The 14,881-nt window shown below is 45.9% G+C and carries 9 protein-coding genes, 2 tRNA genes and 3 rRNA genes; 1 reads left to right on the plus strand and 13 read right to left on the minus strand.

The annotated features are described in order from the left end of the window. Positions 1 to 42 precede the first annotated feature (42 nt). From ACMXYT_RS12870 to rpoE, 4 genes are read right to left on the minus strand one after another with little or no spacing between them, the layout of a single operon-like run. A complete protein-coding gene (locus tag ACMXYT_RS12870; RefSeq protein WP_415911522.1) occupies positions 43 to 1,449 on the minus strand; it encodes a DegQ family serine endoprotease in 1,407 nt (468 codons plus the stop codon). 33 nt (positions 1,450 to 1,482) lie between these two features. Then, the gene (locus ACMXYT_RS12875; protein ID WP_415904288.1) at positions 1,483 to 1,917 is read right to left on the minus strand and encodes a SoxR reducing system RseC family protein; all 435 of its coding nucleotides are present in this window, start codon (positions 1,915 to 1,917) and stop codon (positions 1,483 to 1,485) included. Continuing rightward, complete coding sequence (locus ACMXYT_RS12880) at positions 1,914 to 2,741, minus strand: MucB/RseB C-terminal domain-containing protein (protein ID WP_415911523.1); 828 nt, start codon at positions 2,739 to 2,741, stop codon at positions 1,914 to 1,916. Before ACMXYT_RS12880 ends, ACMXYT_RS12875 begins: the two co-directional genes overlap by 4 nt. Before the next feature lie 29 nt (positions 2,742 to 2,770). After that, the gene (gene rpoE / locus ACMXYT_RS12885) at positions 2,771 to 3,352 is read right to left on the minus strand and encodes an RNA polymerase sigma factor RpoE (RefSeq protein WP_415885542.1); all 582 of its coding nucleotides are present in this window, start codon (positions 3,350 to 3,352) and stop codon (positions 2,771 to 2,773) included. Between the two features lie 280 nt (positions 3,353 to 3,632). Here rpoE and nadB point away from each other — a divergent pair, with 280 nt between their 5' ends. Further along, positions 3,633 to 5,228, plus strand: coding sequence for an L-aspartate oxidase (nadB, locus tag ACMXYT_RS12890; protein ID WP_415899014.1), 1,596 nt, complete (start codon positions 3,633 to 3,635; stop codon positions 5,226 to 5,228). Here the strand turns inward: nadB and ACMXYT_RS12895 are convergent. From ACMXYT_RS12895 to ACMXYT_RS12935, 9 genes are all read right to left on the minus strand, one after another. Continuing rightward, positions 5,209 to 5,664, minus strand: coding sequence for a protein YgfX (locus tag ACMXYT_RS12895; protein ID WP_415911524.1), 456 nt, complete (start codon positions 5,662 to 5,664; stop codon positions 5,209 to 5,211). The genes nadB and ACMXYT_RS12895 overlap by 20 nt on opposite strands. Beyond that, on the minus strand, positions 5,648 to 5,902 hold the full coding sequence (locus ACMXYT_RS12900) for a succinate dehydrogenase assembly factor 2 (protein WP_415896833.1): 255 nt from the start codon (positions 5,900 to 5,902) through the stop codon (positions 5,648 to 5,650). The genes ACMXYT_RS12895 and ACMXYT_RS12900 overlap by 17 nt, the downstream gene beginning before the upstream one ends. Positions 5,903 to 6,102: 200 nt before the next feature. Further along, a 5S ribosomal RNA gene (gene rrf / locus ACMXYT_RS12905) occupies positions 6,103 to 6,218 on the minus strand. Between the two features lie 142 nt (positions 6,219 to 6,360). Then, positions 6,361 to 9,245, minus strand: a 23S ribosomal RNA gene (locus ACMXYT_RS12910). 216 nt (positions 9,246 to 9,461) lie between these two features. Continuing rightward, a tRNA-Ala gene (locus tag ACMXYT_RS12915) sits at positions 9,462 to 9,537 on the minus strand. A 23-nt stretch (positions 9,538 to 9,560) separates the two neighbouring features. Beyond that, a tRNA-Ile gene (locus ACMXYT_RS12920) sits at positions 9,561 to 9,637 on the minus strand. Positions 9,638 to 9,705: 68 nt separating this feature from the next. Further along, positions 9,706 to 11,245: ribosomal RNA gene (locus tag ACMXYT_RS12925) — 16S ribosomal RNA — on the minus strand. The 16S, 23S and 5S rRNA genes sit together here with 2 tRNA genes alongside, the layout of an rRNA operon. Positions 11,246 to 11,849: 604 nt before the next feature. Continuing rightward, on the minus strand, positions 11,850 to 12,275 hold the full coding sequence (locus ACMXYT_RS12930) for a universal stress protein (RefSeq protein WP_415904292.1): 426 nt from the start codon (positions 12,273 to 12,275) through the stop codon (positions 11,850 to 11,852). A gap of 3 nt (positions 12,276 to 12,278) precedes the next feature. Beyond that, a complete protein-coding gene (locus ACMXYT_RS12935) occupies positions 12,279 to 14,813 on the minus strand; it encodes a TRAP transporter permease (protein ID WP_415912203.1) in 2,535 nt (844 codons plus the stop codon). Positions 14,814 to 14,881 lie beyond the last annotated feature (68 nt).

The raw sequence follows: 14,881 nt of genomic DNA on the forward strand, positions 1-14,881 counted from the left end.
TACGAAAAAGGGGGCCTTAGCCCCCTTAGAATTTTATACAACTTAATCCGATACTCGTAATGGAATAAATAACGGACTTCCTCGCCTAACAATCCGCATCGGAACCGACTTTCCAGATGCTATATCGGTAGATACTCTATTGAAGTCAGAAACACTGGAGATCTGTTCGCCATTTAGCATAGTGATGACATCACCAACCATCAAACCTGCATCTGAACCTGGCCCTTGTAGAACTTTACGAACAACAACGCCTTTACTCACTTGCCATTTTTCTTTACGTTTTTGGTCAAGTTCAGCGACCTGAATATTTAGACGATTGCCTTTATCCTCTTTTGGCTTTCGAACGTTAGTTTTAGCAAGTTCATCCTGCGTTGGTAATGCCTCGATTTCGACCTTAATGGTCATTTCACGCCCCGCACGAATGACTGAAACCTTAGCTTTTTTACCTGGTTTAACTCGACCTACATGGTGAGGTAAATCTGAAGATCGAATAATATCCGCACCTTCAAATTTAAGAATAATATCGCCCTCTAGAAGACCAGATTTTTCTGCTGGACTATTAGGTAACACTTTTGCCACTAAAGCCCCAGCCGGCTTTTCTAACCCAAATGATTCAGCAAGATCACGGTTAACCTCTTGAATGACCACACCAAGCCAACCGCGGGTAACATAACCATGTTTCCTTAATTGATCCGCAACATCCATCGCGACATCAATAGGTATAGCAAAGGATAGCCCCATAAAACCACCGGAACGAGTGTAAATCTGAGAGTTAATTCCAACAACTTCACCATCCAGATTAAATAATGGACCTCCAGAATTACCCGGATTAATAGCTACATCAGTTTGGATAAACGGAACATAAGTATCTCCTGCTAATGCACGTTCTTTAGCACTAACAATCCCTGCTGTCACACTATGATCAAATCCAAATGGAGAGCCTATCGCTAGTACCCACTCACCGACATCAAGCGCTTTAGACTCTCCCAGCTCAACTGTCGGTAGATCCTCAGCATCGATTTTTAACAACGCTACATCAGAGCGCTCATCAGAACCGATGACTTCAGCTTCTAACTCCCTACGATCAGCTAAGCGCACGATAACCTGATCAGCTTCCGCAATAACATGATGATTTGTTAGTAAATAACCATCTTCAGAAATAATAAAACCAGACCCTAAGGATTGAGGAGCCCTACGACGTGGGCGCTCACCCTGTTCAAATTCAGGCATACGAAAGAAATGACGAAAGATTTCCGGAATTTCTTCTCCATTTGGTCCCTGAAATGGGTGCGACTGCCCCTGATGCGGTTTGTTTTGAACAGTACTAATATTCACCACTGCAGGTGAAGCCTCTTTTACCAGCGATTTAAAATCAGGCAAGCTTGCAGCATGAATAGGTAGTGCAATAAGGATAATCGTTGCGACAATGAATTTTGATATAGATTTCATAAAACAAACACCTATGTCTATCAAAAAACGGGGTTAGATAACTTTAATTAGCGTCGGTTGATATTGGCAGGAACTAAAGAAAGCGGAACTACTAAAGCGAACAAAAACAAACCCTGCGATAAGAGAAATAAAGGAAGATGCGATCACAACCAGCTCATCTCCCCAGATAAAATCCCCTATCACGGCCCCAAGAAATAGCGCTAGCAATGGCAACAAATACATAAAGACAGTTGCTTTAACAAATGCTCCTTCCTCTATGCCTAAAAGCACACTATCGTCAGCTTTTACGTGAAGAGAAGTTGGATTATTAACGAGAAAAATAAACCGTTTCTCTTGTCCAGCCTGCACTAACAGCTTTTGTCCACAACCATTTCGAGCAGCACAACTAGCACAAGCGCTCTGGCGCATGGTTTCAACCCATACGCCTTGCTCATTGACCTCTACAACTTTCCCGCTTTCTTCAATCATTTACGTTCTACTGAAGTAGCAATACGTTCCGCAATCATTAGAGGAACATCGCCAACGACTGTTACAAATTGATCACCAATACGCTTACCTACAGTCACCATACCGTCTGACTGAACAGCACCTTCAGGAACGGACTGACGACCATATTTTTCAACACAAACGGTAAATGAATGACGTCCATTGCTGAACATTTGTACTTCAGCGTGCGCCATCACATCTCTACGTTTACCCGAAAAGCCTTCTGGCAACCATGTTGCTTCCCAACCAGATTCTTGGTGTGAAAGCATATGTTTATGCTGAGATACATAACGCTCTACACCTTCAGATAAACGAATAATTTCAGGCTCTTGCCCCTGTGATGAAATCATCGAACGGTTACCAAACTGCGCTCTGACTAGATCATCGGAAACTGTATTGCCTGGAAGAACATAGTTCGGGCGATTATCAGCAATCGTATCGTTCTCAGGCTGATTATAAGTTTGAGCGCCCAAGATCACCATTGCCGTCACAGAAGCGGCTGCAGTCATGCTAGCAAGCGGCTTCCAAAAAGAATTTCCTTTAATTTCGGACTTAACTTCGGGTGCCGCAGTATCAACTTCTAAATCAGGCTCTTGTTCCAGAGCCTGCATAACCTGACTACTAATATCAAAATTACTTAATTCAGCTTCTTCATTTTTCATTACTGAACGGACTAAATGATATCGTTGCCATTGTTCAGCCAATTCTGGCTCCTGCTCTATGCGATCAAGAGTACGTCGTAACTCAAAGTCTGCAACTTCGCCATCCATCAATGCCGAAACAGATTCTGTAGATCGATCATCCATAGAATTTACCTCAATTTACCTTTGCAGGATCAGCTCGCTAAAAGCGGCATAATTTCTTTATCAATTGCTTCACGTGCTCTAAAGATACGTGACCTCACAGTGCCTACGGGACAATCCATAACCCCAGCAATCTCCTCATAACTCATACCTTCAAACTCTCTGAGTGTTAAGGCCACCCTCAAGTCTTCAGGTAGTTTATTCAGAGTTTTCCGAATCACTGCTTCCAGCTCATCCTTGTACAATTTGTTTTCCGGTGTCTCAATATCTTTCAAAGCATTATCACCTTCAAAGAACTGCGCATCGTCAACATCCACATCAGCAGGACGCCTACCACGAGCGACAAGGTGATTTTTGGCTGTGTTGATAGCAATTCTGTAAAGCCATGTATAGAAAGCACTATCTCCGCGAAATTTAGGTATCGCTTTATAAGCCTTAATGAAAGTTTCTTGCGCCACGTCCAATGCTTCATGTTGGTCGTAAACATAACGACCAATCAACGCAACAATTTTATGTTGGTATTTTTTTACCAGAAGATCAAAAGCACGTTTATCGCCCGCTTTTACCCGCTCGACTAGCTTTTGATCAACTGCTGTCTGACTTTCACTCGACACTCAATATTCCTTAAACTGTCCTTAATACCTATCTCTATAAATATAGAAGCTAAAGCAGCAATAACTTTCAACTAATACAACATATTACCTCATCAGAGTGCCGGAACACTTCTATGAGCATTCAAAACTGCTTAAGTTCCCTAAGTCCAAAAAAAAATGCAAAATTGTTGCCCAATTCCGATGAAACGCATCTAATAAGCTAGTTTTATCCTCAAACTTACCACTAAAATATACACTCACTTTTTCAAGCCAAGAACCCTCTAGTTAAGAAGAGCACAGCATGACGCAACACTATCACTACGACGCTTTAATTATTGGCAGTGGCGCTGCTGGACTCAGCATGGCCCTCCACCTAGCTCAAAATGCGCGTGTTGCAGTTCTTAGTAAAAGAGAACTTAAGAGTGGTTCCACATGGCTAGCTCAAGGTGGTATCGCAGCAGTACTCGATACTGAAGATAGCACACAAGCACATATCGAAGACACCATGTCTGCTGGCGGACACCTTAGTCATAAAGACGCAGTGGAATTCACAGTCGAACACGGCAAAGAAAGCATTGACTGGCTAATTGAACAAGGCGTTCCTTTTACCCAAGATAGTGACGACTACCATCTAACCAAAGAAGGCGGACACTCTCATCGTCGCATCATCCATTCTGCAGATGCGACAGGAAAAGCGCTTCAGCAAACATTGATAGAGAAAGCCAAAGCCTCTGAAAATATCGATCTATTCGAACACCATATTGCGGTCGACTTAATCACACGAAAAAAACTAGGCTTAGCACACAACCGCTGTGTAGGTGCATACATTCTTAATGACGAAACAGGACACGTAGAGGTGTTTCAAGCTCCTCATGTTGTGTTAGCTACAGGCGGTTCATCGAAGGCCTATCTTTACACGAGTAATTCAGATGGCGCCACGGGGGATGGCATCGCCATGGCTTGGCGTGCTGGCTGCCGTGTCGGTAACATGGAATTTAATCAGTTCCACCCTACCTGCCTGTATCACCCACAAGCCAAATCCTTTTTGATTACAGAAGCCGTTCGCGGTGAAGGCGGAAAGCTTTTACTGCCTGATGGCCAGCCGTTCATGCATAACTTCGATGAACGAGGCGAATTAGCACCGCGAGATATCGTTGCTCGCGCAATAGACCACGAGATGAAAAGGCTAGGTAGTGACTGCTTATTTTTAGATATCAGCCACAAATCTAAAGAATTTATTAAGTCTCATTTCCCAACCATCTATAAGCGTTGCAAAAGCTTAGGCATCGACATCACTAAAGAACCAATTCCAGTTGTACCTGCTGCCCATTACACTTGCGGTGGTGTCGTGACAGACGAAAAAGGCCGCACCGATATTCCGGGGCTTTATGCTATTGGCGAAACTTCATTTACGGGGCTTCATGGCGCCAATCGATTGGCTAGCAACTCTCTTCTTGAATGCCTTGTCTATGCAAAATCCGCTTCAGACGATGTCGTACAATCTCTAACGGCACCTCTAGACGAATCAATCATACCAGCATGGGATGAGTCTCAAGTAACCAATTCAGATGAAGATGTTATTATCTCTCACAACTGGGATGAAATACGTCGTTTCATGTGGGACTACGTAGGCATTGTGAGAACGACCAAACGACTACAACGAGCTAAGCATCGCATAGATCTTTTACAGCAAGAGATTAGCGAATATTACAGTAACTACAAAATCAGTAACGATCTACTGGAGCTTCGTAACTTGGCCGTCGTTGCTGACTTGATTATTCGCTCAGCGATGCTAAGGCAGGAAAGTCGTGGACTCCACTACACACTGGATTTCCCAGATCAGGGACCTGAAGCACTAGATACAATTTTAACGCCAATCAATTTTCATTGGAATTAAGGCCATAAAGCGGACTGTATAACAACAGAACCCGTAGCCGTCTAAAAGCATTTTCATTGAAGCTCTGACGCATTATTACAACAGGTATAGTGTAAAAGCGACTGTCGCTGTTGCACAACATGACGATCACAAAGGGAGTGATCACCTTTTGCTTAATTCGGGTCACATCAATCCGTTGCTGGTTTCTCTGGAGTAATGAAATCACTCCCTCTTCCCCATTCCAAGTAATAGCAACAATGGACAGAGGGGATGTTAATAGCACCCTTTCATTTAAATAAAACAGAAAACTACATAGAAGTGCCAATGTAGCTAAAACAGCTATGTGTAAAGGAATCGCAGAGTAAAAAAGAGCAAAGCACGCACTAAGATGCACCCCACTATATATAACCAGCAGGGTACAGGAAGGAGAGATAGGTTCGTTATTTAGGCTGAACACGCTCCAGAATAATCCTCACAATCCTTTGCAAGTCAGGATCAGCTGGTACTTCTCGCTCCATAAGCCACACAAATAGATCCTGATCTTCCTCATCTAATAACTTAACAAAACGATCTTGATCAGCCTCGTCTAAGTCCGCAAAAGCCTCTTCCACAAACGGAACAAAAAGAACATCAAGTTCCAACATACCACGTCGACTCTGCCATTTAAGGCGGCGAATATCATCTTCAGTATACATCTATCAATTTTTCCTTAGAGGTTTCGCATTGCGCGCTAAGCATACCAGAAATGAAGAGTAAGACACTAGCGACAAGAGTCTATAGCAATTGTTAGTTGCTAGTTGTGGATTAAGCTTGGTTAAATACTTGGTTAAGTAGTTTTATCCCAAAACGAAAAAACCCCGATCACAGCGTGACCGGGGTTTTCTCTTAATTAAATGCTTGGCGATGACCTACTCTCACATGGGGAAGCCCCACACTACCATCGGCGATGTTGCGTTTCACGTCTGAGTTCGGGATGGATTCAGGTGGTTCCACAACTCTATGGTCGCCAAGCAAAACTGTTACAACTTAGATCTGATTCTTCTTTTATTTGATCTAGATAGTTTATCGACTGTAGCTTAACTACGCGCTAATTCGTTACTCTCTATCGTCTTACATATCTTACAAGTCACTTGCCAAACGCCTTGGGCGTTATATGGTCAAGCCTCACGGGCAATTAGTATTGGTTAGCTCAACGCCTCACAGCGCTTCCACACCCAACCTATCAACGTCGTAGTCTTCAACGGCCCTTTAGGGGAATCAAGTTCCCAGTGAGATCTCATCTTGAAGGAGGCTTCCCGCTTAGATGCTTTCAGCGGTTATCCCGTCCGAACGTAGCTACCCGGCAATGCAATTGGCATCACAACCGGTACACCAGAGGTTCGTTCACTCCGGTCCTCTCGTACTAGGAGCAACTCTTCTCAAATCTCAAACGCCCACGGCAGATAGGGACCGAACTGTCTCACGACGTTCTAAACCCAGCTCGCGTACCACTTTAAATGGCGAACAGCCATACCCTTGGGACCGGCTTCAGCCCCAGGATGTGATGAGCCGACATCGAGGTGCCAAACACCGCCGTCGATGTGAACTCTTGGGCGGTATCAGCCTGTTATCCCCGGAGTACCTTTTATCCGTTGAGCGATGGCCCTTCCATACAGAACCACCGGATCACTAGAACCTACTTTCGTACCTGCTCGACGTGTCTGTCTCGCAGTCAAGCACCCTTCTACTCTTGCGCTCATTGCATGATTTCCGACCATGCTGAGGGTACCTTCGTGCTCCTCCGTTACTCTTTGGGAGGAGACCGCCCCAGTCAAACTACCCACCACACAATGTCCCCGATCCCGCTTAGGGAACTGGGTTAGAACCTCAACATTACCAGGCTGGTATTTCAAAGGTGGCTCCACCTGAACTGGCGTCCAAGTTTCAAAGCCTCCCAGCTATTCTACACAAGTAATGTCAAAGTCCACTGTGAAGCTGTAGTAAAGGTTCACGGGGTCTTTCCGTCTAGCCGCGGGTAAACTGCATCTTAACAGCTATTTCAATTTCACTGAGTCTCGGGTGGAGACAGTGTGGCCATCGTTACGCCATTCGTGCAGGTCGGAACTTACCCGACAAGGAATTTCGCTACCTTAGGACCGTTATAGTTACGGCCGCCGTTTACCGGGGCTTCGATCAAGAGCTTCGCACAAGTGCTAACCCCATCAATTAACCTTCCGGCACCGGGCAGGCGTCACACCCTATACGTCCTCTTTCGAGTTTGCAGAGTGCTATGTTTTTAATAAACAGTCGCAGCCACCTGGTATCTTCGACCGGCCTCAGCTTAGGGAGCAAGTCCCATCACCAAAACCGGCGCACCTTCTCCCGAAGTTACGGTGCCATTTTGCCTAGTTCCTTCACCCGAGTTTTCTCATACGCCTTAGTATTCTCTACCTGACCACCTGTGTCGGTTTAGGGTACGGTTAGTCATAACCTGAAGCTTAGAGGATTTTCCTGGAAGCATGGCATCAACTACTTCAGTCCATAAAGGACCTCGTCATCGGTTCTCGGTCTTAAGGACCCGGATTTGCCTAAGTCCTCAACCTACTACCTTAAACGCGGACAACCAACGCCGCGCTAGCCTAGCCTTCTCCGTCCCCCCATCGCAGTTATGAGCAGTACAGGAATATTAACCTGTTTCCCATCGGATACGCTCTTCAGCCTCTCCTTAGGGGCCGACTCACCCTACCTCGAATAGCGTTGGATAGGAACCCTTGGTCTTCCGGCGGGGAGGGTTTTCACCTCCCTTATCGTTACTCATGTCAGCATTCGCACTTCTGATACCTCCACGGTGCCTTACAGCTTCCGCTTCAACAGCTTACAGAACGCTCCTCTACCATGCACAAAGTGCATCCGTAGCTTCGGTGTTATGCTTAGCCCCGTTATATCTTCCGCGCGGGCCGACTCGACTAGTGAGCTATTACGCTTTCTTTAAAGGGTGGCTGCTTCTAAGCCAACCTCCTAGCTGTCTAAGCCTTCCCACATCGTTTCCCACTTAGCATAAACTTTGGGACCTTAGCTGACGGTCTGGGTTGTTTCCCTTTCCACGACGGACGTTAGCACCCGCCGTGTGTCTCCCGTGATTGAACTCATGGGTATTCGGAGTTTGCATCGGGTTGGTAAGTCGGGATGACCCCCTAGCCGAAACAGTGCTCTACCCCCATGGTTAGACACGAGGCACTACCTAAATAGTTTTCGAGGAGAACCAGCTATCTCCGAGTTTGATTAGCCTTTCACTCCTATCCACAAGTCATCCGCTGGCTTTTCAACGACAGTCGGTTCGGTCCTCCAATGCATGTTACTGCATCTTCAACCTGCCCATGGATAGATCACTCGGTTTCGGGTCTACTCCTAGCGACTGGACGCCCTATTAAGACTCGGTTTCCCTACGGCTCCGCAAATGCTTAACCTTGCCACTAAAAGTAAGTCGCTGACCCATTATACAAAAGGTACGCAGTCACCGTCCGAAAACGGCTCCCACTGCTTGTACGTACACGGTTTCAGGGTCTATTTCACTCCCCTCACAGGGGTTCTTTTCGCCTTTCCCTCACGGTACTGGTTCACTATCGGTCAGTCAGGAGTATTTAGCCTTGGAGGATGGTCCCCCCATATTCAGACAGCGTTTCACGTGTGCCGTCCTACTCGATTTCACTTTAAAAGACCTTTCACATACGGGGCTATCACCCACTATGGCCACACTTTCCAGAGTGTTCTGTTAAATCTAATAAAGCTTAAGGGCTGGTCCCCGTTCGCTCGCCGCTACTTAGGGAATCTCGGTTGATTTCTTTTCCTCTGGGTACTTAGATGTTTCAGTTCCCCAGGTTCGCCTCTAATAACCTATGTATTCAGTTAAAAGATACCTATAAATAGGTGGGTTTCCCCATTCGGAAATGTCCGGATCAAAGGTTGTTTACCACCTCCCCGAACCTTATCGCAGGTTACAACGTCCTTCATCGCCTCTGACTGCCAAGGCATCCACCGTGCACGCTTAGTCACTTGACCATATAACCCGAAGGCGTCTGGAATCACAGTAACTTGTATTGCTAGTAACGATAGATTTCGCCGAATTGGCGCATGCAGTAAAACTACATGTCTTAAATCTAAATCAAATGAATCAAATCCAAATTGTTAAAGAGCGTTTAAAGCAAAAAAGCTTTAAAAGATAATGTCTTAACCGACAATATGTTTTAAAACTCTTCCTTCTCATCCTTAGGATGATGGTGGAGCTATGCGGGATCGAACCGCAGACCTCCTGCGTGCAAAGCAGGCGCTCTCCCAGCTGAGCTATAGCCCCAAAGAAAACAGTAAGGCTATTATTGGTAGGCCTGAGTGGACTTGAACCACCGACCTCACCCTTATCAGGGGTGCGCTCTAACCAGCTGAGCTACAAGCCTACACCGTTGCTCTTAACTTCTCTGATCAGATAATTCGTGTGAACGCTTGCCGAGAATCGGCTTTCGTTTAAGGAGGTGATCCAGCCCCAGGTTCCCCTAGGGCTACCTTGTTACGACTTCACCCCAGTCATGAACCACACCGTGGTAACCGCCCTCCCGAAGGTTAAGCTAGCTACTTCTGGTGCAATCCACTCCCATGGTGTGACGGGCGGTGTGTACAAGGCCCGGGAACGTATTCACCGCGACATTCTGATTCGCGATTACTAGCGATTCCGACTTCATGGAGTCGAGTTGCAGACTCCAATCCGGACTACGACCGGTTTTCTGAGATTAGCTTACCCTCGCAGGTTCGCGGCCCTCTGTACCGGCCATTGTAGCACGTGTGTAGCCCAACTCGTAAGGGCCATGATGACTTGACGTCGTCCCCACCTTCCTCCGGTTTGTCACCGGCAGTCTCCTTAGAGTTCCCACCCGAAGTGCTGGCAAATAAGGACAAGGGTTGCGCTCGTTACGGGACTTAACCCAACATTTCACAACACGAGCTGACGACAGCCATGCAGCACCTGTCTCAGAGTTCCCGAAGGCACGAAACTATCTCTAGTAACTTCTCTGGATGTCAAGAGTTGGTAAGGTTCTTCGCGTTGCGTCGAATTAAACCACATGCTCCACCGCTTGTGCGGGCCCCCGTCAATTCATTTGAGTTTTAACCTTGCGGCCGTACTCCCCAGGCGGTCTACTTATCGCGTTAGCTGCGCCACTAAAAGATCAAGTCTCCCAACGGCTAGTAGACATCGTTTACGGCGTGGACTACCAGGGTATCTAATCCTGTTTGCTCCCCACGCTTTCGCACCTCAGTGTCAGTATCGGTCCAGGTAGTCGCCTTCGCCACTGGTGTTCCTTCCTATATCTACGCATTTCACCGCTACACAGGAAATTCCACTACCCTCTACCGTACTCTAGATTAGCAGTATCAGGTGCAGTTCCAAGGTTGAGCCCTGGGCTTTCACATCTGACTGACCAATCCACCTACGCGCGCTTTACGCCCAGTAATTCCGATTAACGCTCGCACCCTCCGTATTACCGCGGCTGCTGGCACGGAGTTAGCCGGTGCTTCTTCTGCAGTTAACGTCACAGCTAGCAGGTATTAACTACTAACCTTTCCTCACTGCTGAAAGTGCTTTACAACCCTAGGGCCTTCTTCACACACGCGGCATGGCTGCATCAGGCTTGCGCCCATTGTGCAATATTCCCCACTGCTGCCTCCCGTAGGAGTCTGGACCGTGTCTCAGTTCCAGTGTGGCTGATCATCCTCTCAGACCAGCTAGAGATCGTCGCCTTGGTGAGCCATTACCTCACCAACTAGCTAATCTCACGCAGGCTCATCCAATAGTGCAAGGTCCGAAGATCCCCTGCTTTCCCCCGTAGGGCGTATGCGGTATTAGACCAAATTTCTCTGGCTTATCCCCCGCTACTGGGTAGATTCCTACGCGTTACTCACCCGTCCGCCACTCGTCATCAACTAGCAAGCTAGTCATGTTACCGTTCGACTTGCATGTGTTAGGCCTGCCGCCAGCGTTCAATCTGAGCCATGATCAAACTCTTCAGTTTAAATCATTTGTGTTACCAGGAATGTGGTAACGGGCTCTAGTACTAAACAACCGGATAACATTCTTAAGAACGTTAAACCTTTGTAAATCGCTTTAAATGAATTCACTTGGTTGCTTGTCTAGAAAAAGTTTGCTTCTTCTCAACAAGCGCCCACACGAATTATCTGATCAAATTGTTAAAGAGCGTTGCTTTTTTGACTCTCCGCTGACTCAGCGTTTCGTCTCAAGCGAGGCGCATATTCTACTGTGCGCTCATTCAAAGTCAACCGTTTATTTTGCAATTTTGTAAAATTTTTTACTCAGCAACCGGACTTTGAATCCTGCCCCGTAAGCAATCTAAAAAACCAATATTTTCAATCACTTACTAAGCACCTCACTTAGCTCAATAAGCCCCGTTTTGGCGGCCTCCCTAAGCAAGGACGGCGAATTCTACAGACATCTGAAAAAGGGTCAACACCCAATCTTAAAAAAAGTGCAAAAAGTTGAAAAAAACTTACAAACCACCACAAATCGATCAAGCATTAATCAACAGCGTTTAAATAGTAGTCAACAGATACAAAAAAGGCGCTGAGTTTTACCTCAACGCCTTTTACTTAGACTTTAATTTAGCCTTTTAATACTAGAACAGAGCATTTTGCTCTCTCCGTTACCTTTGCAGTAACAGAACCCAGCATTACCTTTTCAACAGCTCCGTGCTTTTGCGCACTCATGATAATTAGATCGGCCTCTATTTCTTTAGCACGCCTAACAATCTCTTTGTGCGCTTTACCCTCTCTAACATCAACTTCAAAGCCTCTATTATCTAAAGCTTTTGCACCGATTGTTTGCAGCTCTTTACGCATAGCCTCCAATGCTTTCTCAACTGCACCTTTAGGAAAGTATGACGCCACCATTGGCATTTGATAGCCAGATAGAATAGTCATCAGATGAAGCTCGACACTTTCATCTATATATTCTTTTACAGTCTGTAACGTTTGCTCAACAGCTTTCCCGTCTTGAAGGTCTAGTGGTACCAATATTTTTTTAAACATTGTTTAGCAACCCTGTTCTGCCTTACGGCGTCTGTTTTGCATCCATCCCATTGCTATTAGTAGTAGCAACACTGGAATCCACACTAGCTGTTTCGGTGGTCGATCGGCCTCTACCTCAAGTGTTTTGATCTCCCAATCGAAATCCAAGCCTACTTTCTGAGCATCTGAATCAAAGGTAACGAGGTCGACAATTACACGCTCACCCTCTTCCCGTAACATTAGTCCTGCAGCTTCAATTTTCTCAGCGCCTGTACCTTCATTGGCTAGCGGTAACTCAACCGTTTTATTCACAAAATCACCATCAATAGTTTCACCGGCCACAATCATTCTTAACGGTCTACCATTTGGCATATCTTCTGCGACTTGCTCTAGCTTGGTTGGGGATACTTGCTCAATAGCAGGATAAATTTCATCCCATATTGCTCCGGGCCTAAACATCAAGAACGCGATAGCTAATAACAGAACGGTTTCATACCAACGAGTTTTCACTATCCAGTATCCTTGTGTCGCCGCTGCAAACACTAACATTGCCACTAATGCGCCAAAGATAGTAAGCAGAAGGTGCATTGGCCCTTCGATACCTATCAATATCAATTCAGTATTGAAGATAAACATAAACGGCAATACCGCTGTACGAATATCATAGGTAAAACCTTGAACACCCGTCTTAATAGGGTCTGATTGCGCTATAGCGGCACCTGCAAACGCCGCTAAGCCAACGGGTGGTGTATCATCCGCGAGAATACCAAAGTAAAAAACAAACAAATGAACAGCAATTAAGGGGACGATCAAGCCATTTTCAGCACCAAGCGTGACAATAACTGGAGCCATTAACGATGACACTACGATGTAGTTTGCTGTAGTTGGTAAACCCATACCTAATATCAAACTGATAATCGCTGTAAACAACAGCATCAAAAAGATACTACCGCCTGAGATAAACTCCACAAACTCAGTCATCATTTGCCCTAGGCCTGTCAAAGTGACTGTACCTACAACAATACCCGCTGCAGCAGTTGCCACACCGATTCCAATCATATTTCTTGCGCCGCCAACAAGACCATTCAATAGATCTTCGACGCCATGCACTATCTGGCTACTCCAAGCGAGTGGCTCTCTGAAATAGGTTTTGATTGGCTTATGGGTTAACACAATGAAGATCATAAACACCGTTGCCCAGAAAGCAGACAAACCTGGCGAAAATCGTTCAACCGTTAAACACCAAACCAGCACAACAACGGGTAGGAGATAGTACAAACCTGATTTAACTGTAGGCCCTACTTCTGGCAGCATTACAACTTCAGAATTCGGATCGTCCATATGCAGATCAGGAAACTTAGCCGCATATCGCACGAGCCCAATATAAGCTATAAGAATCACAAGACCAGCAATTAGATATGACCAATTCCCCATGTAACTCTTAGTCCAACCTAATCCGTGATACACGGTCAATGAAATGACACATACACCCACGATAATCATTGCCCACACTGACAGCTTTTGTGCCAACGAGGCATGATTTCGAGTCGGTAAGCCTTTCATTCCAGCCTTTACCGCTTCTAAATGAACAATGTAGATCAAAGCGATATAAGAAATCAGCGCGGGTAGGATTGCATGCTGAATTACTTCGATATAAGAAATACCAACAAACTCCACCATCAAGAATGCTGCCGCACCCATAATTGGTGGTGTTAACTGACCATTGGTTGAAGCAGCAACCTCAACCGCACCTGCTTTATACCCTGGAAAACCTACACGTTTCATCAGCGGGATAGTAAAAGTACCTGTAGTTACTACATTGGCTATAGATGAGCCTGATACCAACCCACTCAAGCCGGAGGAAACAACAGCAGCTTTCGCAGGACCGCCGCGCATATGCCCTAATAGTGAAAAGGACACTTGGGTGAAATAATTACCAGCGCCCGCTTTATCCAGCAAAGCACCAAATAAGACAAACAGAAATACAAAACCTGTCGATACCCCAAGCGCTACCCCAAATACACCTTCGGAGGTTAGCCATTGATGCGACATAGCCTTATTTAAACTTGCACCTTTATGCGAAATTACATCCGGCATATAAGGTCCAGCAAAGGTATACAGCATGAAAATGCCAGCCACGACCATCAATGGTGGCCCTAACGCCCTTCTTGTCGCCTCCAACAACAAAATCATACCGCTGACGGCAACAACAATATCCATTGTTATTGGTGCACCCGCCCGTCCAGCTAGCTCCGCGTGAAATATGACTAAGTAACTAGCGGCAAACGCTGCTACTCCAGCAAAAATCCAATCATGCCATGGCACAACCGATCTAGAAGATCGTTTAAATGCTGGAAATGCGGTATATGCCAAAAAGACTGCAAAGCTAAGATGAATGGCTCGAGCCTGAGTATCATTGAATACACCAAAATCGAGCATAAAAGGTAGAGGCGAAGCATACCAAAGCTGAAAAAGAGCCCAGCAAAGCGCTACACCCCATAGCAATTTACCAGGAAGCCCTTCTGGAGCACGCGCCCCAGAATCTGCCTGAGCAACCATCTCCTGTACTTCTTGGGAAATGCTAGCCGAAGAACTGTTCTGATTATCCGTCACACAATCACCGTTTG

The sequence above is a fragment of the Neptuniibacter sp. QD37_11 genome, from assembly GCF_047778105.1.
Taxonomy (GTDB): domain Bacteria; phylum Pseudomonadota; class Gammaproteobacteria; order Pseudomonadales; family Balneatricaceae; genus Neptuniibacter.

Excerpts from the sequence above, each read along its gene's own strand:
- ACMXYT_RS12870 (WP_415911522.1), bottom strand. The coding sequence starts at position 1,449 with ATGAAATCTATATCAAAATTCATTGTCGCAACGATTATCCTTATTGCA.
- ACMXYT_RS12875 (WP_415904288.1), bottom strand. The coding sequence starts at position 1,917 with ATGATTGAAGAAAGCGGGAAAGTTGTAGAGGTCAATGAGCAAGGCGTA.
- ACMXYT_RS12880 (WP_415911523.1), bottom strand. The coding sequence starts at position 2,741 with ATGGATGATCGATCTACAGAATCTGTTTCGGCATTGATGGATGGCGAA.
- nadB (WP_415899014.1), top strand. The coding sequence starts at position 3,633 with ATGACGCAACACTATCACTACGACGCTTTAATTATTGGCAGTGGCGCT.
- ACMXYT_RS12900 (WP_415896833.1), bottom strand. The coding sequence starts at position 5,902 with ATGTATACTGAAGATGATATTCGCCGCCTTAAATGGCAGAGTCGACGT.
- ACMXYT_RS12930 (WP_415904292.1), bottom strand. The coding sequence starts at position 12,275 with ATGTTTAAAAAAATATTGGTACCACTAGACCTTCAAGACGGGAAAGCT.
- ACMXYT_RS12935 (WP_415912203.1), bottom strand. The coding sequence starts at position 14,813 with ATGGTTGCTCAGGCAGATTCTGGGGCGCGTGCTCCAGAAGGGCTTCCT.